General features: G+C 66.6%; 17 protein-coding genes and 1 riboswitch. Of the genes, 10 read left to right on the forward strand and 7 right to left on the reverse strand.

Going from position 1 to position 20,496, the window contains the following annotated elements; translation table 11 throughout:
• Window positions 1–12: 12 nt before the first annotated feature.
• Together AB7535_RS35820 and AB7535_RS35825 are read right to left on the reverse strand one after the other, a co-directional pair.
• The gene (locus AB7535_RS35820) at window positions 13–1,248 is read right to left on the reverse strand and encodes a hypothetical protein (RefSeq protein ID WP_354113528.1); all 1,236 of its coding nucleotides are present in this window, start codon (window positions 1,246–1,248) and stop codon (window positions 13–15) included.
• 65 nt (window positions 1,249–1,313) lie between these two features.
• Window positions 1,314–2,075: a uroporphyrinogen-III synthase gene (locus tag AB7535_RS35825; protein WP_354113529.1), complete on the reverse strand. Its 762-nt coding sequence runs from the start codon at window positions 2,073–2,075 to the stop codon at window positions 1,314–1,316.
• Window positions 2,076–2,226: 151 nt separating this feature from the next.
• On the opposite strand from AB7535_RS35825, the gene tsaD reads away from it, so the two are divergent.
• From tsaD to AB7535_RS35840, 3 genes are all read left to right on the forward strand, one after another.
• Window positions 2,227–3,300, forward strand: a complete 1,074-nt coding sequence (gene tsaD, locus AB7535_RS35830; RefSeq protein WP_135213926.1) for a tRNA (adenosine(37)-N6)-threonylcarbamoyltransferase complex transferase subunit TsaD — start codon at window positions 2,227–2,229, stop codon at window positions 3,298–3,300.
• A gap of 2 nt (window positions 3,301–3,302) precedes the next feature.
• Complete coding sequence (locus tag AB7535_RS35835) at window positions 3,303–4,283, forward strand: NAD(P)H-dependent glycerol-3-phosphate dehydrogenase (RefSeq protein ID WP_354113530.1); 981 nt, start codon at window positions 3,303–3,305, stop codon at window positions 4,281–4,283.
• A gap of 116 nt (window positions 4,284–4,399) precedes the next feature.
• Window positions 4,400–4,813 (forward strand): EVE domain-containing protein, encoded by a 414-nt coding sequence (locus tag AB7535_RS35840; RefSeq protein ID WP_166353523.1) that lies wholly within the window; start codon window positions 4,400–4,402, stop codon window positions 4,811–4,813.
• Between the two features lie 115 nt (window positions 4,814–4,928).
• On the opposite strand, the gene AB7535_RS35845 is transcribed toward AB7535_RS35840, so the two are convergent.
• The gene (locus tag AB7535_RS35845; protein WP_354113574.1) at window positions 4,929–6,023 is read right to left on the reverse strand and encodes an adenylate/guanylate cyclase domain-containing protein; all 1,095 of its coding nucleotides are present in this window, start codon (window positions 6,021–6,023) and stop codon (window positions 4,929–4,931) included.
• 102 nt (window positions 6,024–6,125) lie between these two features.
• On the opposite strand from AB7535_RS35845, the gene AB7535_RS35850 reads away from it, so the two are divergent.
• Window positions 6,126–6,581: an SRPBCC family protein gene (locus AB7535_RS35850; protein ID WP_439037518.1), complete on the forward strand. Its 456-nt coding sequence runs from the start codon at window positions 6,126–6,128 to the stop codon at window positions 6,579–6,581.
• Window positions 6,582–6,595: 14 nt separating this feature from the next.
• Here AB7535_RS35850 and AB7535_RS35855 read toward each other — a convergent pair whose 3' ends face one another.
• Window positions 6,596–7,765, reverse strand: coding sequence for a DNA topoisomerase IB (locus AB7535_RS35855; RefSeq protein WP_354113532.1), 1,170 nt, complete (start codon window positions 7,763–7,765; stop codon window positions 6,596–6,598).
• 410 nt (window positions 7,766–8,175) lie between these two features.
• Here AB7535_RS35855 and acs point away from each other — a divergent pair, with 410 nt between their 5' ends.
• Together acs and AB7535_RS35865 are read left to right on the forward strand one after the other, a co-directional pair.
• Window positions 8,176–10,122, forward strand: a complete 1,947-nt coding sequence (gene acs / locus AB7535_RS35860) for an acetate--CoA ligase (RefSeq protein WP_354113533.1) — start codon at window positions 8,176–8,178, stop codon at window positions 10,120–10,122.
• 410 nt (window positions 10,123–10,532) lie between these two features.
• Window positions 10,533–11,048, forward strand: a complete 516-nt coding sequence (locus AB7535_RS35865; RefSeq protein WP_071917016.1) for a L,D-transpeptidase — start codon at window positions 10,533–10,535, stop codon at window positions 11,046–11,048.
• 49 nt (window positions 11,049–11,097) lie between these two features.
• On the opposite strand, the gene AB7535_RS35870 is transcribed toward AB7535_RS35865, so the two are convergent.
• On the reverse strand, window positions 11,098–11,685 hold the full coding sequence (locus AB7535_RS35870; protein ID WP_354113534.1) for a thermonuclease family protein: 588 nt from the start codon (window positions 11,683–11,685) through the stop codon (window positions 11,098–11,100).
• Window positions 11,686–11,741: 56 nt separating this feature from the next.
• Window positions 11,742–11,939, reverse strand: coding sequence for a DUF1674 domain-containing protein (locus tag AB7535_RS35875; protein WP_028151091.1), 198 nt, complete (start codon window positions 11,937–11,939; stop codon window positions 11,742–11,744).
• 187 nt (window positions 11,940–12,126) lie between these two features.
• Here AB7535_RS35875 and AB7535_RS35880 point away from each other — a divergent pair, with 187 nt between their 5' ends.
• From AB7535_RS35880 to purH, 3 genes are all read left to right on the forward strand, one after another.
• Window positions 12,127–13,473, forward strand: coding sequence for an RsmB/NOP family class I SAM-dependent RNA methyltransferase (locus tag AB7535_RS35880; RefSeq protein WP_354113535.1), 1,347 nt, complete (start codon window positions 12,127–12,129; stop codon window positions 13,471–13,473).
• 155 nt (window positions 13,474–13,628) lie between these two features.
• A complete protein-coding gene (locus AB7535_RS35885) occupies window positions 13,629–15,347 on the forward strand; it encodes a heparinase II/III family protein (RefSeq protein WP_354113575.1) in 1,719 nt (572 codons plus the stop codon).
• Between the two features lie 59 nt (window positions 15,348–15,406).
• A riboswitch (ZMP/ZTP riboswitch) is annotated at window positions 15,407–15,488 on the forward strand.
• 25 nt (window positions 15,489–15,513) lie between these two features.
• Entirely contained in the window at window positions 15,514–17,106 is a 1,593-nt protein-coding gene (gene purH, locus AB7535_RS35890; RefSeq protein WP_135213934.1) for a bifunctional phosphoribosylaminoimidazolecarboxamide formyltransferase/IMP cyclohydrolase, read from the forward strand.
• A 101-nt stretch (window positions 17,107–17,207) separates the two neighbouring features.
• Here the strand turns inward: purH and AB7535_RS35895 are convergent, their stop codons facing one another.
• Window positions 17,208–18,593, reverse strand: a complete 1,386-nt coding sequence (locus AB7535_RS35895; RefSeq protein WP_135213935.1) for an MFS transporter — start codon at window positions 18,591–18,593, stop codon at window positions 17,208–17,210.
• Window positions 18,594–18,693: 100 nt separating this feature from the next.
• Here AB7535_RS35895 and ggt point away from each other — a divergent pair, with 100 nt between their 5' ends.
• Window positions 18,694–20,445, forward strand: a complete 1,752-nt coding sequence (ggt, locus tag AB7535_RS35900; RefSeq protein ID WP_354113536.1) for a gamma-glutamyltransferase — start codon at window positions 18,694–18,696, stop codon at window positions 20,443–20,445.
• The last annotated feature ends 51 nt before the right edge of the window (window positions 20,446–20,496 follow it).

A 20,496-nucleotide genomic window follows, 5' to 3' on the forward strand; every position in this document is an offset into this window, starting at 1 on the left:
TTGCGCGAACCTTTACTGAGCAGGCTTGACCAGATCGGGCTTGGCGAGATCCGCCATGGCATCGTCGGCGAATTTGCGGGAGGCACCGAGCGCGGCGTCGCGCGCATCGGCCTTGTCGAGCCAGGCCTGCGCCGGTGCACGATCGGCCTCGGGCAGCGTCTTCAGCTCGCGCCGCGCCTCGACGAAATCGTTGCGGAGCGCCGCCGCCGTCACCCGTGCGACGATGGCGCCGCGATCATTGCCGACGCCGTCGGTGCGCTCGATACGAACGAGTTTCGAGGCCCCCGCCTGGAGGCGCTCGACGATGCCGGCACCGGCGGCCGGGGCTTCCGCCGGCGGCGAGAGCTTGGGCACGATGTTGAGCAATTCGCGGCTCAGCGCGACCGGCGTCGGAATGCCTGACGACGCAAAGGTGTCGAGCGGCTTCAGCATATCGGGCTTGGCCGCGAGCGACCGCGCCGTGGCCAATTGCGATTCGTAAGGATCGCCATGCCGAACCGCGACGTCGAGCAGAGCCGCCGCCACGACATGGCGCAGCGGCTTGTCATTCGTCGCCTTGTTGTCGGCAATCTTCTCGCTCTGCTGTGCGAGCTCGGCGCGCTCCGTCTTGCTGGCACGCTCCAGCTGCGCAATGCGGTCGCTGAGAGCGGCAAGATCAGGCGCTGCAGCGCGCGGTGCCGATTTCACGTCGTTGGCGGTCTTGTCGGACTGTGCGCGCAGATTGGCGATGTCACTGCGCAAGGCACTTGCAGATTTCTCCAGTGCATCGATCCGCGCCACCACGGCCGGATCGGCAGCGGGATTGCCCGCCTTGGCTTCGACCGCGGCGACACGTCCGCTGAGCGCGTCGACCGTCGCGCTCGTGACCTGCGGCGCGGCCGGCGGCGCCTCCACGGCGGGCCAGCCCAGCATCCAGCCGACGGCAATCACGATTGCGGCTGCGACCGCGCCGGAGAACGGTGCAATGACCCAGGGCGAAACCGGCGCCGACGCGGGAGCGGAAGCAACCGCGGCCTCCGCGTGCGCGGGCTCCGGGTCAGGCCTGGCCTCTTCGGATTTGGACTCTTCGACCGTGGCCTGCTCTGGCGTGGCCTGCTCCGGCGCCGGCTGAACCTCCGGCTCGGCGGCCGCCGTTGGCTGCGGCTGGGTCGAAACTTCGGTTGCCTCAAGGTCGATGGTGGGCGGGGTGCGCTTGGCACGGCCTGACTCGGGAGCCAATCCTGCGTCTTCAGGCTTGTCGTCGGCCATCGTGACGGTTCCTCACACTCAAATGCCCTGAACGGACCCGATCGCGTCGGATTCGGCCCGACCTCTTACGCCAAACGGGTCCGCAAAGCACGCTCCAAGGTATCAAATAGGGCATTTTCGTCCGGCGTCGCGGCCCCCAGAACCTGCGACGCGCCGGCATCGCGCAGCACGCTGGCGACCGTCTCGGACAGGCAGCATTGCGGGATCGCCAGCGCCGAGATTTCGACGCCTTCGTCCCGTGCCGCATCCAGGAAGGCCCGCGCGCTGCGACGGGAGTAGTGCAGCACCGCCTCGATCCCATGCGCGGCAAAGCCATCGCAGACATCGCGCGGCAGGATCTTGACAGGAGTCATACGATAGGTGGTCTGCGTCACCACGCTGAAGCCCTCTGCGCCGAGCTCGCCGCCGAGATCGCGCGACAGATCCGCGCCCGCGAGATAGAGCAGCGTGCTTTTCTTCTTCAGCAGTTTGTCGCGCGCGCTCTGCATCACCTTGTCGCGCAAGGCCGCGGCATCGCCGCCGGCGACGATCACCTCGGCGAAGCCGGCGTCGCGCGCCGCGGCAGCCGTGTGCTCCCCGACCGCAAACAGCGGCAGCTCCAGGAGGCCAAGATTCTTTAAGCCAAGATCTTGCAATTGCGGCGCGACGGCGCGGATCGCATTGGCCGACGTGACGATGATGGCGCCGTAGTCGGCCTCACTCTCGTCATGGAAGGCGACCGGCTCGAACTTGAGCATCGGGGCGAGCAGCACCACATGACCCCGCACCCGCAAATTTTCCGCCGTCGCCTCATTGTCGGGATGCGGCCGTGTGACAAGAATGGACATCGCTTGTGTTCCCGAACCACGTGGCGGTGACGCATTCACGAAGGCGGCTGCGCGTGACGATTGCGCAAGTGGACCCCGGAATGCTACCGGACGTACCAGAACTCTGCTTTACGGATGAGCGCAAGGGCGCAAATTGGATAACAATTCGCCAATGCTGGTACTGGGCATCGAAACCACCTGCGACGAGACCGCCGCGGCCGTGATCGAGCGCGCGCCCGACGGCAGCGGCAAGATCCTGTCCAACATCGTGCGGTCCCAGATCGAGGAGCATGCCCGCTTCGGCGGCGTGGTGCCGGAGATCGCCGCGCGCGCGCATGTCGACGTCCTCGACGGCATCATCGACCGGGCCATGCACGAGGCCGGCATCGACTATGCGCAGCTCAACGGTGTCGCAGCCGCGGCGGGGCCGGGGCTGATCGGCGGCGTCATCGTCGGCCTCACCACCGCCAAGGCGATCGCGATGGTGCACGACACGCCGCTGGTCGCGGTCAACCACCTCGAGGCGCATGCACTGACGCCGCGCCTCACCGACGGAATTGAATTTCCCTACTGCCTGTTCCTCGCCTCGGGCGGGCATACCCAGATCGTCGCCGTCACCGGTGTCGGCCAATATGTGCGGCTCGGCACCACCGTCGACGACGCGATGGGCGAAGCCTTCGACAAGGTCGCGAAGATGCTGGGCCTGCCCTATCCGGGCGGGCCGCAGGTCGAACGCGCCGCGGCAACCGGCGATGCCACGCGCTTCGCCTTCCCGCGCCCGATGCAGGGACGGCCCGATGCCAATTTCTCGCTCTCGGGATTGAAGACGGCGGTGCGCAACGAGGCGAGCCGGTTAACCGAAATCGCGCCGCAGGATATCAGCGATCTCTGCGCGAGTTTTCAAGCCGCCGTGCTCGACTCGACGGCCGACCGGCTGAGCGTCGGCCTGAGGCTTTTCCGCGAGCAGTTCGGCGCGCCGCATGCCCTCGTCGCCGCCGGCGGCGTCGCGGCCAATCAGGCGATCCGCGGCGCCCTGCATGACGTCGCGCGGCAGGCCGGGACGCAACTGATCATGCCGCCGCCCGCGCTCTGCACCGACAACGGCGCGATGATCGCCTGGGCCGGCGCCGAGCGCCTGGCGCTCGGCATGATCGACACGATGGAAGCCCAACCCCGCGCACGCTGGCTGCTCGATGCCAACGCCACGGCGCCGGCCGGTTACGGCAACACGCGGGCGGGATTCTAGCTATGACGGCGTTCCGGTCCGTCGCGGTGATTGGTGCGGGCGCATGGGGCACGGCACTGGCGACGGTCGCGGCGCGCGCCGGACGGAACGTGACGCTCTGGGCGCGCAACAGCGAACATGCCGCACGAATCGCCTCGACCCGCGACAATCCGCGGCTGCCCGGCGTGCGGCTGGCGCCGGAGATCGTCGTGACGCACGAGCTTGCGGAGGCCGCGCGCGCGGACATGGTGCTGATCGCGACGCCCGCGCAGCATTTGCGCGGCGCGGTCAACATGCTGGCCTCGCATCTGGCAAGGCCGGTGCCGATCGTCGCCTGCGCCAAAGGCATCGAGCACGGCACCCATAAATTCATGACCGACGTCATCGCGGAAGCCGCACCTCACGCGCAGCCGGCGATCCTGTCGGGCCCGAGCTTTGCCGACGACGTCGCGCGCGGCTTGCCGACCGCGGTGACGCTGGCGGCGAAGGATGAAGCGCTGGCGAGCGCGCTGGTGCAGGCGCTGGGCTCGGCGACCTTCCGGCCCTATCACACGACAGATGTCCGCGGCGTCGAGATCGGCGGTGCGGCCAAGAACGTGCTGGCGATCGCGGTTGGCATCGCGGTCGGGCGCAAGCTCGGCGCCTCCGCCCAGGCTGCGCTGACGACCCGCGGCTTTGCCGAGCTCACGCGCCTCGGCCGTGCCCTCGGCGCGCGCGGCGAGACGCTCACGGGCCTGTCCGGCCTCGGCGATCTGATCCTGACCTGCTCGAGCCCGCAATCGCGCAATCTCGCGCACGGCCTTGCGCTGGGCCGCGGCGAGCAGCCGCCCGCGGGCAAGCTTGCCGAAGGCGAGTTCACCGCACCTGTGTTGATCGAACTCGCAGCTTCGCACAACATCGAGATGCCGGTGTCAGAAGCGGTCGCTTCGATCCTGAGCGGCCGGAGCACGATCGACGCTGCGATCTCGGGGCTGTTGACGCGCCCCTTCAAGGCAGAGGAATGACGTCTTTCTCGTCATGCCCGCGCTTGTCGCGGGCATCCACGTCTTGATATTGAATTGGTGGCAGAGACGTGGATGGCCGGGACAAGCCCGGCCATGACGAACGGATAGGACGCGCGATGAACTACTGGCTGGTGAAATCCGAACCGTCGGTATGGTCCTGGGACCAGCAGGTGGCGAAAGGCGCCAAGGGCGAGGCCTGGACCGGCGTGCGCAATTACACCGCGCGCATAAACCTCGTGAACATGAAGAAGGGCGACAAGGCGTTCTTCTATCATTCCAACGAGGGCAAGGAGATCGTCGGCATCGCCGAGATCATCAAGGAGGCCTACCCCGACCCGACCGACAAGACCGAGAAATTCGTCTGCGTCGATATCAAAGCCGACAAGCCCTTGAAGACGCCGGTCACGATGGCCGCGATCAAGGCCGAGAAGAAACTCGCCGACATGGCGCTGGTGAAATATTCGCGCCTGTCGGTGCAGCCGGTGACGGCGGAAGAGTGGAAGCTCGTCTGCAAGATGGGCGGGATGTAATCGACGTGAACGGCAGGGTGGGCAAAGCGTAGCGTGCCCACCAATCGAGACCGGAGCTTGCCGTTAAATGGTGGGCACGGCGCGCAAGAGCGCACTGCGCTTCGCTCCGTCGGGGCTACGATATCCGGGCTTGCGTCTCCGGCAGCGTAAACACCTCGCATGGCGAAGCGATGCCGCGCAGCGGATGCGATCCGAGCGCGACGAGAGGCGTGTCCGTCTCCGCGGCCAGCGCCCCCGATACCAGCACGGTCCGTTCCAGGGGCTTGCACAATCCCTCGAGCCGGCTGGCGAGATTCACGGCGGGACCGATCGCCGTGAAATCGAGCCTGTTGGCGGCGCCGATATTGCCCCAGAGTATTTCGCCGAGATGAAGGGCCGCGCCGAACGCAAGCGGCGGCAGTCCTTGAGCGCCGCGCTCCCCGTTGAGATACGCCATGCCGGCTTCGGCTGCGCCTGCGGCACGCAGCGCGGCGTCGCAGGCGCGGCGCGGTGAGGCCTCGACCACCGGGAAGATCGCGAGCACGCCGTCGCCGATGAATTTCAGCACCTCGCCGCCGAAGGCATGAACAGCACCGGCGATGCGATCGAACCAGGCGTCGAGCGCTGCGATGACGTCGGCCGGCGGTGTGGTCTCCGACAAGGTCGTGAAGTTGCGCAGATCCGCATAGAGCAGCGCGGCTTGAATGGTCTCGCCGAGATCACGCCGCAGCGGCGCCGCCAGCACGCGCTCCGCGCTGCGCTTGCCGAGATAGGCATCGAGCGTCGCGCGCAACGTGGCGCGCGCAGCGAGCACGGCCAGCGGCGTCGCGGCGAAGCGCGCAGCCTGGCGCAATTGCTCGATCTCGTCTGCGGTGAACGGACGCGGCCCGATCCAGCCGAGCTGCGGCCCATCTTGTCGTCCGACCACCTCTTCGTGCACCTCGCCGCGCGCGATGTCGCGCAGCCAGCGGCGACCGGCATCATTGGGCGGGTCGGGCGCCAGCCCGCTTGGTGCGAAGCCGAGCGCCTCGATGACCCGGCCGTTCTCCGCGCGCCACAGCCAGGTCCGCTTCGCGATCAGCGGATGCGGCACCTCCAACGTCAGGCTGCCTGCCGCAAGCGGGACACCGTCGGCGACCAGATGAGCGCCGAGTTCCGCGAGCAGACGGTCGGCCCCGGGGCAATCCGAGGCGGCATCGACGAGCCAGGCGAGGGTCCGGGAGAGTTGCATGGCCCGATGATGGCGAAGGTCGGCCATCTTTGTCACGGGCAATCCTTGACGCACCGCTCCACCGCCGCCATGTGGCCAGTGTCAGCCCAGGGATGATCGCCGATGACCGAGCCGTTCGTAGTGCGACGGGAAACCCAGATCGCGGCCCCCCGCGCCACCGTCTTCGCCTATTTGACCGATCCAGAGAAAATCCTGAGCTGGATGGGCTCCGACGCGACCACGGAGCCGCACCCCGGCGGGCTCTTTCTCCTCAAGGGCATCGGACCGCGTGGCGGCGTCGGCCGCGGCACCTTCCGCGAGGTCGTGCCGGTGCATCGTATGGCCTACACATTCGGCTGGGAGGGCGGTCAGGAAGTGCCGCCCGGCTCGAGCCTGATCGAGATCGACCTGATCGAGCGCGACGGCGGCACGCTGCTGCGCATGACCCATAGCGGGCTCCCGACCGAGGAACAGGCCGCCGCGCACGCGAAAGGATGGGCGCATTATCTGGGCCGGCTCACGAGCGCAGCCGCGGGCAGCGATCCCGGTCCGGATAAGGGTGTATCCGATAAAATGTAGCGACGTCGGGCGGATCAGACCGCCGCGGTCGCAACCACCTGCTGCAAAAGTTGCTCGCGCCTGGCCTGCGAACGCTGGCCCTTCATGGTCGCAGCGAAGCGTTCGAGGATACCGTCCTCGAAGGCGGTGACGATGGTGTCGTGGACGTAGCTCTTGCGGCAGATCGCCGGCGTGTTGGAGAGCTTGTCGGCTGCGGCGCGGATGGCGTCCAGCACCTGCTTCTTGCGGCCGCGCTGGCTGGTCGCCGGCGTGATCCGCGACAGCGATTCCACCACGACTGCGGACGCCATCAGGGTGCGAAAATCCTTCAGCGAAATCTTGATGCCGGCGATCTCGCGCAGAAACGCGTTCACCTGCGTGGTGCTGACCGCGCGCACGATGCCGTAGGCGTCGCGATACTGGAACATGCGCTTGCCGGGAACGCCGTTCAGGATGCCGATGGCGCGCACCAGCTTGGCCGCGTCGCACTCCTTGCGCACCGCCTTGCCGCCCTTCGCCTTGAAGGTCAGCACGAAGGAATCGTCCTCGAGCGTAACGTTCGACTTCAGCATCGTGGTGGCACCGCGGGTGCCGTTGAGGCGGGCATAGGATTCGTTGCCGGGACGGATCGCGGTGCGCGCGATCAGCTCGATCACGGCCGAGAGTGCGAATTCACGCGTCGGCTCGTCACCCGACAGGAACGCGGAGACCTTGCGCCGGATCTTTGGCAGCGCGCCGACGAGCTTTTCCAGCCGGTGCGCCTTGCGGTGCTCGCGGACCTTTTCCCAATCGGCGTGGTAGCGGTACTGCAGCCGGCCCGCGGCATCGCGTCCCACCGCCTGGAGATGCGAGCTCGGATCGGCCGAGTAGCGCACCTGGCGATAGGCCGGCGGCACCGCCATGGCGTGCAGCCGGCGGATAGTGCGGGCGTCGCGGATATGCGCGCCGTTGGGACGAACGAAGGAATAGCCCTTGCCGCGCTTGATGCGCCGGATGGTCAGCTCGTTCTGGTCGCCGAGCCGCAGGCCCAGCTCCTTGGCGATCGCCTCAACCGAGGTCGCAGGCGCGGTGTCGAAGACCTTTTTCGGGCTGAGACGGGCGGAACCGGCCGGTTTCCGCCATTGTCCGAGGGCTTTGGCCAGCGCGACAGCAGCAGGATCGGCCGAAGCGAGCCGCATCGTCCCGAGATTCTGCTGATCCATCATAGTCTTAAGCCTTAGCCCTGTCTGTTATCGGTCAATGCCGCTGTTCTGATTTTTGTTCCAAGGGTCTCTTGGACGGTCTCGTTGGACCCGGGTTGGCCATTTAGGGTGTTCCGAACCGCATTGCGAGTCCCGAATCAGTGACAGACGGTTTCTAAATACCTCCTGCGGCGCATGGGCGCCCTGCACAGGCCTATTCCGGCGTCTTGGTAAAGGCCTGGAAAGCAGCGCCGGCCTGTTTCAGATCTGCGACAGTCGCGCCAGGCGGCGTTGATCTTCCGCATGGCTGGCCGCTCGCCGAAGGTCCAGCTTGTGCTCCTTGTCGGGTCCGGTTAGGCGGACGCATAATCGGTTCAACGATGACGTCGGCTCGCCAGTCGCCTGGGCTCGGCTTGCCGTATCTGGAGGGAAGCATGTCCGAGAAGACCTACGACGTCCCCGCGGAATGGGCCAAGCGTGCCTGGATCGACCAAGCCAAGTACAAGGACATGTACGCCCGCTCGATCTCCGACCCGAACGCGTTCTGGGCCGAGCAGGCCAAGCGTATCGACTGGATGCACGCGCCGACGAAGATCGAGAACGTTTCCTTCGCACCCGGCAACATCTCGATCAAATGGTTCGAGGACGGAATCCTCAACGTCGCCTGGAACTGCATCGACCGGCATCTTCACACGCGCGCCAACCAGACCGCGATCATCTGGGAAGGTGACGATCCCTCGCAATCCAGACACATCACCTACAAGGAGCTGCACGACGAGGTCTGCCGGATGGCCAACATCCTGCGCACCCGCAACGTCAAGAAGGGCGACCGCGTCACCATCTACCTGCCGATGATTCCGGAAGCGGCCTACGCGATGCTGGCCTGCGCGCGGATCGGCGCGATCCACTCCGTGGTGTTCGCCGGCTTCTCGCCCGACAGCCTCGCCCAGCGCATCAACGACTGCCAATCCAAGGTGATCATCACCGCGGACGAGGGCCTGCGCGGCGGCAAGAAGGTGCCGCTGAAGGCCAATGTCGACGCGGCGCTCGCCAAGGCCGACGGCGTCGACTGGGTCGTCGTTGTCAAGCGCACCGGCGGCACGGTCGAGATGAATCCGTCGCGCGATCTCTGGTATCACGACGCCGCCAAGATGGTGACGACGGAATGCCGGGCCGAGCACATGCACGCCGAGGATCCGCTGTTCATCCTCTATACGTCGGGCTCGACCGGCCAGCCCAAGGGCGTGCTGCACACCTCCGGCGGCTATCTCGTGTTCGCCGCGATGACGCATCAATACGTCTTCGACTATCACGACGGCGACATCTACTGGTGCACCGCCGACGTCGGCTGGGTCACCGGACACAGCTACATCCTTTATGGGCCGCTGGCGAACGGCGCGACCACGCTGATGTTCGAAGGCGTGCCGAATTATCCGGACAATTCCCGTTTCTGGAACGTCATCGACAAGCACAAGGTCAACATCTTCTACACCGCGCCGACCGCGATCCGCGCACTGATGCAGAGCGGCGACGAGCCCGTGAAGAAGACGTCGCGTGCAAGCCTCCGGCTGCTTGGCTCGGTCGGCGAGCCGATCAATCCCGAAGCCTGGGAGTGGTATCACCGCGTCGTCGGCGACGACCGCTGCCCGATCGTCGACACCTGGTGGCAGACCGAGACCGGCGGCATCCTGATCACGCCGCTGCCGGGCGCGACCAAGCTGAAGCCGGGCTCGGCGACGCAGCCGTTCTTCGGCGTCGTGCCTGAGATCGTCGATGCCGACGGCAAGGTGCTGGACGGCGAGACATCAGGCAATCTCTGCCTGACGCGGTCATGGCCGGGCCAGATGCGCACGGTCTATGGCGATCACGCCCGCTTCGAGCAGACCTATTTCTCGACCTACAAGGGCAAGTACTTCACCGGCGACGGCTGCCGGCGCGATGCCGACGGCTATTACTGGATCACCGGCCGCGTCGACGACGTCATCAACGTCTCCGGCCACCGCATGGGCACCGCGGAAGTCGAGAGCGCGCTGGTCGCGCATGAGAAGGTGTCGGAGGCCGCCGTGGTCGGTTACCCGCACGACATCAAGGGCCAGGGCATCTATGCTTATGTGACGCTGATGGCCGGCGTCGAGCCGAGCGAAGAATTGCGCAAGGAACTCGTCACCTGGGTGCGCAAGGAGATCGGCCCGATCGCCGCGCCCGACCAGATCCAGTTCTCGCCCGGTCTGCCCAAGACCCGCTCGGGCAAGATCATGCGCCGCATCCTGCGCAAGATCGCCGAGGACGAGCCGGGCAGCCTCGGCGATACCTCGACGCTCGCCGATCCGGCGGTGGTCGACGACCTCGTGAAGAACCGGCAGAACAAGAAGTCGGCGTAAGGCACGCTCTCGTGCCCCGGACGCGGCGCAGCGCTTCTTCAGCGGTGCGCTGCAGAGCCGGGGCCGATCCAATGGCAGAGCGTGTGGCCTCCCGGGTCCCGGCTCTGCGCAGCAGCGCCAAGGCGCTGCAGCGCGTCCGGGACACAGAGCCCCCCGAAATAACAGCCGTTCACACCCTCACGCACTTGTCAGGGCCCGCGGCGGCGCGCCCGCGTCTTTCCAGCCAAGTGTTGTTTTCTTGTCATTTACTTTATTTCGAACATTTTCTTTGTTCCGCGTGCTGGCGGGCCCTTGGCGGCCGCGCGTGGAAACCATCCGGTTAACAGGCGCGGTTAAGAATATCCGGGCAAGCGGGCAATTGCCGGTGCTGCGTAGTTTTGGACGATCCGTTCGGGGCAGAGGAAAAATTGATGTCGGTAAGGATTGCTGTGGCGCTCGCCGCCACCATCGGGGCAGGGGTCTTGACGTCGACGGCCGCAGAGGCGCGGCCGGAAATGGTGGGGACGCACCTGGCCGACTATTCGCCGGGCACCATCGTGGTCAAAACCAACGAGCGGCGGCTCTATCTCATCCTCGATAACGGCCACGCCGTGCGCTATCCGGTCGGTGTCGGCAAGTCCGGCAAGCAATGGGCCGGCACCACCCGCATCGACGGCAAATATATCAACCCGGCTTGGTCGCCGCCTGCGGAAGTGAAGCGCGACAAGCCCAGCATCCCGGACGTCATTCCGGGCGGCTCGCCGCGCAACCCGATGGGCGTTGCGGCGATGACGCTGGCCGGCGGCGAATACGCCATCCACGGCACCAACGTGCCGGGCTCGGTCGGCGGCTTCGTCTCCTATGGCTGCATCCGCATGCTCAACGACGACATCACCGATCTCTACGGCCGCGTCTCGGTCGGCACGACGGTGGTCGTGACGCGCTGATCGCCGGGATCAGGCAAGCAAGAGCCGCGTCTTTCGACGCGGCTTTTTGTTACCAGAAGCGCCAGCCGCGCGCGCACCAGCCGTCGCGATGGCCGCCGTTGTAGCTCCGCGCGTAACCGCCGGCGAGCAACGCGGCAGATACGTCCGCAGTTCGCCTTGTTGCAACGTTGGCGAGAACACGGCCGTATTTGTCGGGGCCGAGATTGGCGATCGTCACGCCGCCCTGGCCGAGCAGATCGCGCAGCGCGCCGGTCGCCGCTTGAGCCTTGTCCAATTCATCCTGGCAGGATGCTTTCATCTCCGGCGCATCGATACCGCGCAGGCGAACGCGCGCAACGAGAACGCGTCCGTCGCGCTGGTGCACGCGAGCGAGAAAGGTATCGCCGTCGATCGTGCGAATGACGTCGACCGGCTGACGGATGTCCGGATTGGCCTGCTGCAAAATGATCTGGGCATCTCGCGATTGACCGTCGATCGCATGCGGGAAGGGCCAGTTCATCCCGTGCCGGAACGTAAGCACGACGGCCACCACGATTGCGACCACGAACATCCACGGCAACAGCCCCGAGAAGTGACGGCCGAACGGCGAACCACTGTATGAGGGCCGGTATGGATGGCTGGGATCGAAGCGCGGCATCCGCGCACGCTAGGGCTGAGTCGGGCGATCCGGCAAGATAGCCTCAAAAGACAGCCTCAAAAGTCCGAGGCAATACCTTTGCGCTCCCAATCGCCGTAGCGGGTAGGCTCAGGTCCCTTCGGTCCCTGCAATTCCTTCGGCGCCGCCGCGGCGTGGGCAGCAGCAGCCTGCCGGCGCGCTTCGGCCTCGGCCAGCGCGCGCTGGGCGGCAGGCGGGAGCGGCTTGCGATCGGGAACGGGGGGCTGGTCACTCATCTCGGCGGTTCCTAGCGCAGGATCACGGGGTGTGCGACGTCCAATAACGCATTGCTGAGATGGTCATGGCGGGCTGTAAACGCGAGAGGCCATTCTTACATTTGGCATATTCGCATGCCAGAGATACGTCTCTCAAGGCATGCGCCCATTGCGGCGGAACTGCCGCTCGCCAAGAACCTTAAGCCGCATGCCATCTCAACGTTTCGCTCCTCCGTCCGAAGTGCCTGGTCTCGCGGCGCGGCGGATCGCCGCTGACATCGTCGACGGCGTGCTGCACAAGCACCGCACGCTTGACGATCAGCTCGACGGCAGCGGTGCCCATCCCGGATTGAAGACGCTCGCCGACCGCGACCGCGCGCTGATGCGCCGCCTGGTCGCGACCGTACTGCGTCGGCTCGGCACGCTCGGCCATGTGCTGTCCCGCTTGCTCGACAAGGGCATTCCCTCCGAAGCGCCGCGCGCGCAGAGCGCACTCCTGATCGGCGCCGCCCAGATCCTCTGGATGGACGTGCCCGATCACGCCGCGGTCGATCTTTCCGTCCGCCTCGTCCAATCCGACCGGCGTGCCGCGCGTTATGCCGGCCTCGTCAATGCCGTGCTGCGCCGCTGCGCGCGCGAGGGCAAGGCGCTGGTGGATGAAGTTGCCACGCAATCGCTGGACCTGCCGCCCTGGCTGCTCGCGCGCTGGAGCGCGCAATACGGCGAGGCGACCGCAAGAGACATGGCGCTGGCGCTCGGCCACGAGCCCTCGCTCGACCTCACCGTGAAATCGGACGCCGCGCAATGGGCGAACCGGCTGCACGGTGAAGTGCTGCCGACCGGATCGGTGCGCACGGTGCTGCACGGCGCCGTGACCATGCTGCCCGGCTTCACTGAGGGGCAATGGTGGGTGCAAGATGCCGCCGCCGCGTTGCCAGCTCGGCTATTTGGCGACATCAAAGGCAAGTCCATTGCCGATCTCTGCGCCGCCCCGGGCGGCAAGACCGCGCAACTGGCACAGGCCGGCGCGCATGTCACGGCGATCGACCGCTCACCCGCCCGGGTGGCGCGTCTGCGCGAGAATCTGACGCGGCTGTCGCTCCAGGCCGAGACTGTCGTCGCCGATGCCGTGGAATGGGCCGGCCCTGCCGAAGGTTTTGACGGCATCCTGATCGATGCGCCCTGCACATCGACCGGAACGATCCGGCGCCATCCCGACGTTGCCTGGCTCCGGCAGGAATCCGACGTCGCCGCCCTGACCGCGCTCCAGCAGCGGCTGCTGAAGAAATCCGTCTCGCTGCTCAAGCCGGGCGGGACGCTGGTCTACTGCACCTGTTCGCTCGAACCCGAAGAGGGCGAGCAGGCGATCGCGGCGCTGCTGGCCACGGAGGGCGGCCTGCGCCGCGTGCCGATCGAAGCTTCCGAGGTCTCGGGGCTCAGCGAGATCATCACCACGGAGGGCGACCTGCGCACGCTGCCCAGCCACCTGCCGAACGCCGATCCCAAGCTCGGCGGGCTCGACGGTTTCTACGCAGCCCGGCTCGTTAAATCCTGATTTTGCACCGGTTTTTGCGCCAGCGCTGATTCGCGACGCTTCAAGATGGTGTCAGACGTCCGATTTTGGGATTAAGAAGGATTCGTCGTTAATCCTCTCCCCCTTCAAGGCAAGGCGTGTCGGTCGCTCAACGCAGACGTATCTCGACGCTGGTGATGAACCGCTTCGCGCGGAACATGCTCGCGCGCGCGAGCGGCGGTTCCGTTGCGCTATCGCGGGTCTGGCCCGGCCGTACCGACCGGCTGATCATCGCGCCGCATGACCTGCGCACCGCGGACGCGACCCGCGCCGCAGAGATCTATGCCGGCCGCTTCGTCTTCGCCGGCAAGATCGTCAATTGCCACGGCCGCTCGATCTTCGACCTCGAACCGCCATCGGAAGACTGGGAGGTCGCGCTGCTCGGCTTCGGCTGGCTGCGCCATCTGCGCGCCGCCGACACCGCGCTGACGCGCGCCAATGCGCGCGCGCTGGTCGAGGATTGGATCGCCAACCCCGCCAACAAGCGCCGCGCCGTCGCGCGGCGTGCCGACGTGCTGGCGCGGCGCGTAATCTCGCTGCTGTCGCAGGCGCCGCTGGTGCTCAACGACACCGACAACAAATTCTACCGCCGCTATCTGCGGGCGCTGACGCGGGAGATCCGCCTCCTGCGCTACACCATGGTCAACATGCCCGACGGGGTGCCGAAGCTCCAGGTGCTGATCGCGCTGTGCTACGCGGCGCTGTGCCTTGCCAACCAGGCGCGACAGATCCGCAGTGCCTCGAAAAAGCTCTCGGACGAGCTGCAGCGGCAGATCCTGCCCGACGGCGGCCACATCTCCCGCAATCCGGGCGCGCTGATCGAGCTCTTGATCGACCTGTTGCCGCTGCGGCAGACCTTTGCCGCGCGCAACATCGCACCGCCGCCGGCGCTGCTCAACGCGATCGACCGCATGATGCCGATGCTGCGCTTCTTCCGGCACGGCGACGGCAATTTCGCGCTCTTCAACGGCATGAGCGCGACGCCCTCGGACCTGCTCGCCACGCTGCTCGCCTATGACGACACTCACGGCGCGCCGATGGCGAATATGCCGCATACCGGCTTCCAGCGCCTCGACGCCGGCCAGACCACGCTGATCATCGACACCGGCCCCCCGCCGCCGGCCGGCGTCAGCCACGACGCCCATGCCGGCTGCCTGTCGTTCGAATTGTCTTCCGGCATCAGCCGCATCGTCACCAATTGCGGCATGCCGACCACGGGACGCGACAATTGGCGGCCGTTCGCACGCGGCACCGCGGCGCATTCGACGCTGACCTATCATGAGACGTCCTCATGCCAATTCGTCGAGATGTCGGCGATGAAGCGCCTCCTGCACGGCTCACCCGTCACCAGCGGCCCCGTCGAGGTCGAGAGCTATCGCGAGATCGTTCAGAACGGCACGCTGCTCACGACCTCGCATGACGGCTACCTCGCGAAATTCGGCGCGATCCATCGCCGCGTGCTGATGGTCGCCAATGACGGCGCACGCATCGACGGCGAGGACACGCTGTCGCCGCCGCAGGGCGGACGCTTCAAGGGCGCCGACGCCGACTTCGCGCTGCGCTTCCATCTGCATCCGGCGGTGAAGGCGAGCCGGCTGTCGGATGCCCGTGGCGTCATGCTGGTGCTGCCCAACCGCGACGTCTGGACCTTCGAGGCGCTGGACGACAAGGTCGACCTCGAGGACAGCGTGTTCCTGGCCGGCAATGACGGCCCGCGCCGCACCGCGCAGATCGTGATCCGGCAGGACGCGCGGCAGGCGCCGTCGATCCGCTGGAGCTTCGTCCGCTCCACTGCATCGCCTGCGGTCACCAATGCCCGCCGCAACGCCCGGCGCGAGCCGGAACTTCCGCTGTAAACGCGCACGATTCGGCCCCATCTCATCGTTGTGAAAACGGCCGAAAGCTGCTATCGAGCCCTCGCTCGCGCGACTGGCGACCTTGGATGGAGCACCATCGGGAAGCGCGGGACTGAGACGCCGCGCGCCTGGGCATAGACACTCCTTAAGACAGAGGATCTTGCTCATGACTGACCATCCCCGCCGCGTCACCCGTGCTCTTCTCTCCGTCTCCGACAAGACCGGCCTGATCGAGTTCGCAAAGGCGCTTGCCGCGCACGATGTCGAGCTGGTCTCGACCGGCGGCACCGCCAAGGCGATCGCCGCGGCCGGCCTCAAGGTGAAGGACGTTTCCGACCTCACCGGCTTCCCCGAGATGATGGACGGCCGCGTCAAGACGCTGCATCCGAAGGTGCATGGCGGCCTGCTCGCGATCCGCGACAACAAGGAACATGCGGAGGCGATGAAGGCGCACGGCATCGCGCCGATCGATCTCCTGGTCGTCAACCTGTATCCGTTCGAAGCGACCGTCGACAAAGGCGCGGGCTTCGAGGATTGCATCGAGAACATCGACATCGGCGGCCCCGCGATGATCCGCGCCGCGGCGAAGAACCATGACGACGTCGCCGTCGTGGTCGAGGCCGAGGACTACAAGGCCGTGCTCGACGAGCTTGCCGCCAACAACGGATCGACGACGTTGACACTGCGCCGGCGGCTTGCCGCGAAGGCCTATGCGCGCACCGGCGCGTATGACGCCGCGATCTCGAACTGGTTCAACCGCCAGCTCGAAATCGACGCGCCCGATTTCCGCGCCTTCGGCGGCAGACTGATCCAGTCGCTGCGCTATGGCGAGAACCCGCACCAGACCGCCGCGTTCTATGCGACGCCCGACAAGCGGCCGGGCGTCTCGACCGCGCGCCAGCTCCAGGGCAAGGAGCTCTCCTACAACAACATCAACGACACCGATGCGGCCTACGAGTGCATCGGCGAGTTCGACGCCAAGCGCACCGCGGCCTGCGTCATCGTCAAGCACGCCAATCCGTGCGGCGTGGCCGAAGGCTCCGATCTCGTCAGCGCCTATCGCAAGGCGCTCGCATGCGATTCCACCTCGGCGTTCGGCGGCATCATCGCGATGAACCGCGCGCTCGACGCCGACACCGCGCGCGAGATCACAAAGATCTTCACCGAGGTGATCATCGCGCCCGACGCCAGCGAGGAGGCGATCGCCATCATCGGCGCGCGCAAGAATCTGCGCCTGCTGCTCGCCGGCAGCCTGCCCGATCCGCGCGCGCCTGGCCTCACCGCCAAGACGGTCGCCGGCGGCCTCCTCGTGCAAAGCCGCGACAACGCGGTGGTCGACGACATGACCTTCAAGGTCGTGACCAAACGTGCGCCTGATGACGCCGAGATGCGCGATCTGAAATTCGCGTTCCGCGTGGCAAAGCACGTCAAGTCCAACACCATCATCTACGCCAAGGATCTCGCCACCGTCGGCATCGGCGCGGGCCAGATGAGCCGGGTGGATTCAGCGCGGATCGCGGCGCGCAAGGCGCAGGACGCGGCGAATGAGCTCAAGCTCGCAGAGCCGCTCACCAAGGGCTCGGTGGTGGCGTCGGATGCGTTCTTCCCGTTCGCCGACGGCATGCTCGCCTGCATTGAGGCCGGCGCCACCGCCGTGGTGCAGCCCGGCGGCTCCATGCGCGACGACGAGGTGATCAAGGCCGCCGATGAGCACGGCATCGCCATGGTGTTTACGGGCACGCGGCACTTCAGGCACTAACTCACCGCGAGCGTAGCCCGGATGGAGCGCAGCGAAATCCGGGTTTCACGTCTCAGCAACAGCGGCCCCGGATTGCGCTTCGCTCCATCCGGGCTACGCCACTAATCCCGTACCCGCATCAACAACCCCAGCCCCGCGACGAAGAACACCACCAGCACGGCCATGCCGGCCTTCTGGCTCGCCGTCACCGCGGTGATCATGCCGATCAGCAGCGGGCCGATGAAGGACGTTACCTTCCCCGTCAGCGCGAACAGGCCGAAATACTGCGCGATGCGATCCTTCGGCGCGAGACGGATCAGCAGAGTGCGCGAGGCGGCCTGAAGCGGGCCGCCTGCAGCGCCGATGAGACAACCCAAAACGAGATAAGCGCGCTCGGCAGCGCTCGAGAACAAGGGCGCGCCCGGAAGAGGCGGCGCGACCTTGACGAACAGGACGCTGTCCTTGTCGACCAGAAGAATCGCCGCCACCGCCAGCAACAGAACAAGCAGGCTGCCGGCGATGACGCGCTTCGGCCCGAGACCATCGTCGAGCTTGCCGCCGAGCCATGCGCCAAGGGCGCCGGCAATCGCGAGCATGATGCCGAAGGTGCCGATCTGGATCGTGTGCCAGCCGAAGGTGCCGGCGGCATAGATGCCGCCGAACGCGAACAGCGACACCAGGCCGTCGGTGTAGATCATGTTGGCGAGCAGGAATGCCGCGAGCGATTTCCGCTGCGGCAGGCCCTTAATCGATTGCTTGAGATCCGACAATCCCACGCGCAGCGCCTCGCACACCGGGTGCTTCGCCGGATAATCCGGCGTGAACAGGAATAACGGTGTCACGAAGATGATGAACCACAGCCCGGTCAGCGGTCCCACGATGCGATCGCCCTGATGGCTGACCGGATCGAGCCCGAACAGCGGCTTGAAGCCGAGCAGCGTGCGGCCGGTCTCGGGATTGGCGGCGAGGAAGCCGAGCACGATGACGAGGCTGACGATGCCGCCGATGTAACCCGTGGCCCAGCCGGTGCCGGAGAGCCGGCCGATCCGCTCAGGCGGCACCAGGGTCGGCATCATCGCGTTGTTGAAGACGGTGGCGAATTCCGCGCCGACGCTGGCGAGCGCGACCGCGGTGAGCAGCGGCGCAATGATGGTGGGATCGCCGGGCTTGCCGATCCACAGCGTGCAGGCCGCCAGCACCAGCAGTGTGCCGAATCCCGCGATCCACGGCTTCCTGCGGCCCGAGGCATCGGCAATGGCGCCGAGCACCGGCGACATCAGCGCGATCGCGAGGCCCGCGGCTGCCATCGCAAAGCCCCACAACGACTGGCCGGTGGCGGCATCTGGCGCAATGCTGGTGGCGAAATAGGGTGCGAAAACAAAGGTCGTGATCAGCGTGAAATAAGGCTGCGCGGCCCAATCGAAGAAGATCCAGCTGATAACGGCGGCGCGCGGCGGATAGGTCCGCTGCGCGCCGGCCAAGCGCGCATCCGAGGCGATCGTCGTCATATTCCAGTCCCCATCACGAACAGTTTTGCCTCTGTTGGGGCAAAGCGTATAGCATTGAAGCGACGCGTGGGAACTGGCCTGAGGCCGCGACGGAAGCTTGATGATGTCGTCATATCCGACACGGCGGACATTTTTCGCCTTCATTGCCACTCTGGCGTTTGGTTTTTCGTCTGCCACCGCACAGGATGCGCGGCGAGCCTATGTCCCACCCGCGCTCGACGCGGTGCACGCCGTTCCGTCCGAGCACGGCATGGTGGTGGCGCAGGAAAAGATATCGGCGCAAGTCGGCGCCGACATCCTGCGCCGCGGCGGCAACGCGGTCGATGCCGCGGTCGCCACCGGCTTTGCGATGGCCGTGACGTATCCGCGCGCCGGCAACATCGGCGGCGGCGGATTCATGGTGATCCATTCGGCCGAGCGCAACGAGGACATCACGATCGACTATCGCGAGACCGCGCCGGCTGCGACCACCTCGCAGATCTTCCTCGGCGCTGACGGCAAGCCCGATGCGGCGAAGTCGCGGGATTCCGCGCTCGGCGTCGGCGTGCCCGGCACCGTTGCAGGTCTTGCGCTGGCTTTGGAAAAATACGGCTCGGGCCGGTTCACGCTGGCACAGCTGCTCGCGCCCGCGATTGCGCTCGCCCGCGACGGTTTTGTCGTCACCGACGACATTGCCGACACGCTGCCGGGTTGGCACCGGCGGCTCGCGCGCTGGCCGTCGTCGGCCAGGATCTTCTCGCGTCCCGACGGCACGCCGCTCGGCGAAGGCGACAGGCTGCTGCAAAGCGATCTCGCCGAAACGCTGGCGGCCGTCGCCGCACAGGGTCCGCGCGGCTTCTATGAGGGGCCGGTCGCGGACAAGCTCGCCAAGGCCGTGACTGACGCCGGCGGCATCATGACGCCGGCCGATCTGAAATCCTATCAGGCCGTGATCCGTGCTCCGGTGCGCGGCACCTATCGCGGCTACGACATTGTCTCGATGCCGCTGCCGTCCTCCGGCGGCGTGGTCCTGGTGGAGACGCTCAACATCCTCGAGGGCTTTCAGCTGGCCGATCTGAAACAGGGGTCGCCCGCTTCGCTGCATCTGCTGATCGAAGCCATGAAGCGCGCCTATGCGGATCGCGCGCGCTATCTCGGCGATCCCGCCTTCGTCAATGCGCCGATCGACACGCTCACTGCAAAGGACTACGCCGCCAAGCTACGCGCCGGCATCTCCGCGGAGCGCGCCACGCCGTCGAAACAGTTCGTCTCCGCCCCTCCCGCGCCGCGCGAGGGCACCAACACCACGCACTTTTCCGTCGTCGATGGCGGCGGCAATGCCGTCAGCAACACCACCACGCTGAATTTCAGCTACGGCGTCGGCCTCGTTGCCGACGGAACCGGCGTGCTGCTCAACAACGAGCTCGACGATTTCACCGCCGCGGTCGGCGCTTCCAACGCCTACGGCCTCGTCGGTTTCGAGCCCAATCTGCCCGGACCCGGCAAGCGGCCGTTGTCCTCGATGTCCCCGACCATCGTGCTCAAGGACGGCAAGCCGGTGCTGGTGACGGGCTCGCCCGGCGGCAGCCGCATCATCTCGACCGTGCTCCAGGTCATCGTCAACGTGCTCGACTACAAGATGGATGTGGCCGCCGCCGTCGCTGCGCCGCGGCTGCATCACCAATGGCTGCCGGACGAGGTGCGCGTCGAGAGCGGCTTTCCCGGCGATGTGCTGTTCGAGCTGAAGGCGATGGATCACCTCATCGTCGAGCCGATGGGACAGACCTCGGCCAATTCGATTCTGGTGACGCCGAACGGGCCACTCGGCGCGCCCGATCCGCGTACCCGCGGCGCGGAAGCCGCGGGACAGTAGTCTCGCCGTTGCATGGCACGGCAGCGCGCGCCTGCTTGCGCGGGCTGCCGT

Source organism: Bradyrhizobium sp. 956_D2_N1_4, from assembly GCF_052076025.1.
Classification (GTDB): domain Bacteria; phylum Pseudomonadota; class Alphaproteobacteria; order Rhizobiales; family Xanthobacteraceae; genus Bradyrhizobium; species Bradyrhizobium barranii.

What these genes read in the sequence shown, in the direction of transcription:
- AB7535_RS35835 (WP_354113530.1), top strand. Translation starts at nt 3,303, where the DNA reads ATGACGGCGTTCCGGTCCGTCGCGGTGATTGGTGCGGGCGCATGGGGC.
- AB7535_RS35855 (WP_354113532.1), bottom strand. Translation starts at nt 7,765, where the DNA reads ATGATGGATCAGCAGAATCTCGGGACGATGCGGCTCGCTTCGGCCGAT.
- AB7535_RS35865 (WP_071917016.1), top strand. Translation starts at nt 10,533, where the DNA reads ATGTCGGTAAGGATTGCTGTGGCGCTCGCCGCCACCATCGGGGCAGGG.
- AB7535_RS35845 (WP_354113574.1), bottom strand. Translation starts at nt 6,023, where the DNA reads ATGCAACTCTCCCGGACCCTCGCCTGGCTCGTCGATGCCGCCTCGGAT.
- AB7535_RS35880 (WP_354113535.1), top strand. Translation starts at nt 12,127, where the DNA reads ATGCCATCTCAACGTTTCGCTCCTCCGTCCGAAGTGCCTGGTCTCGCG.
- AB7535_RS35895 (WP_135213935.1), bottom strand. Translation starts at nt 18,593, where the DNA reads ATGACGACGATCGCCTCGGATGCGCGCTTGGCCGGCGCGCAGCGGACC.
- AB7535_RS35875 (WP_028151091.1), bottom strand. Translation starts at nt 11,939, where the DNA reads ATGAGTGACCAGCCCCCCGTTCCCGATCGCAAGCCGCTCCCGCCTGCC.
- purH (WP_135213934.1), top strand. Translation starts at nt 15,514, where the DNA reads ATGACTGACCATCCCCGCCGCGTCACCCGTGCTCTTCTCTCCGTCTCC.
- AB7535_RS35870 (WP_354113534.1), bottom strand. Translation starts at nt 11,685, where the DNA reads ATGCCGCGCTTCGATCCCAGCCATCCATACCGGCCCTCATACAGTGGT.
- AB7535_RS35825 (WP_354113529.1), bottom strand. Translation starts at nt 2,075, where the DNA reads ATGTCCATTCTTGTCACACGGCCGCATCCCGACAATGAGGCGACGGCG.
- AB7535_RS35850 (WP_439037518.1), top strand. Translation starts at nt 6,126, where the DNA reads ATGACCGAGCCGTTCGTAGTGCGACGGGAAACCCAGATCGCGGCCCCC.
- ggt (WP_354113536.1), top strand. Translation starts at nt 18,694, where the DNA reads ATGATGTCGTCATATCCGACACGGCGGACATTTTTCGCCTTCATTGCC.
- AB7535_RS35820 (WP_354113528.1), bottom strand. Translation starts at nt 1,248, where the DNA reads ATGGCCGACGACAAGCCTGAAGACGCAGGATTGGCTCCCGAGTCAGGC.
- AB7535_RS35885 (WP_354113575.1), top strand. Translation starts at nt 13,629, where the DNA reads ATGAACCGCTTCGCGCGGAACATGCTCGCGCGCGCGAGCGGCGGTTCC.
- AB7535_RS35840 (WP_166353523.1), top strand. Translation starts at nt 4,400, where the DNA reads ATGAACTACTGGCTGGTGAAATCCGAACCGTCGGTATGGTCCTGGGAC.
- tsaD (WP_135213926.1), top strand. Translation starts at nt 2,227, where the DNA reads ATGCTGGTACTGGGCATCGAAACCACCTGCGACGAGACCGCCGCGGCC.
- acs (WP_354113533.1), top strand. Translation starts at nt 8,176, where the DNA reads ATGTCCGAGAAGACCTACGACGTCCCCGCGGAATGGGCCAAGCGTGCC.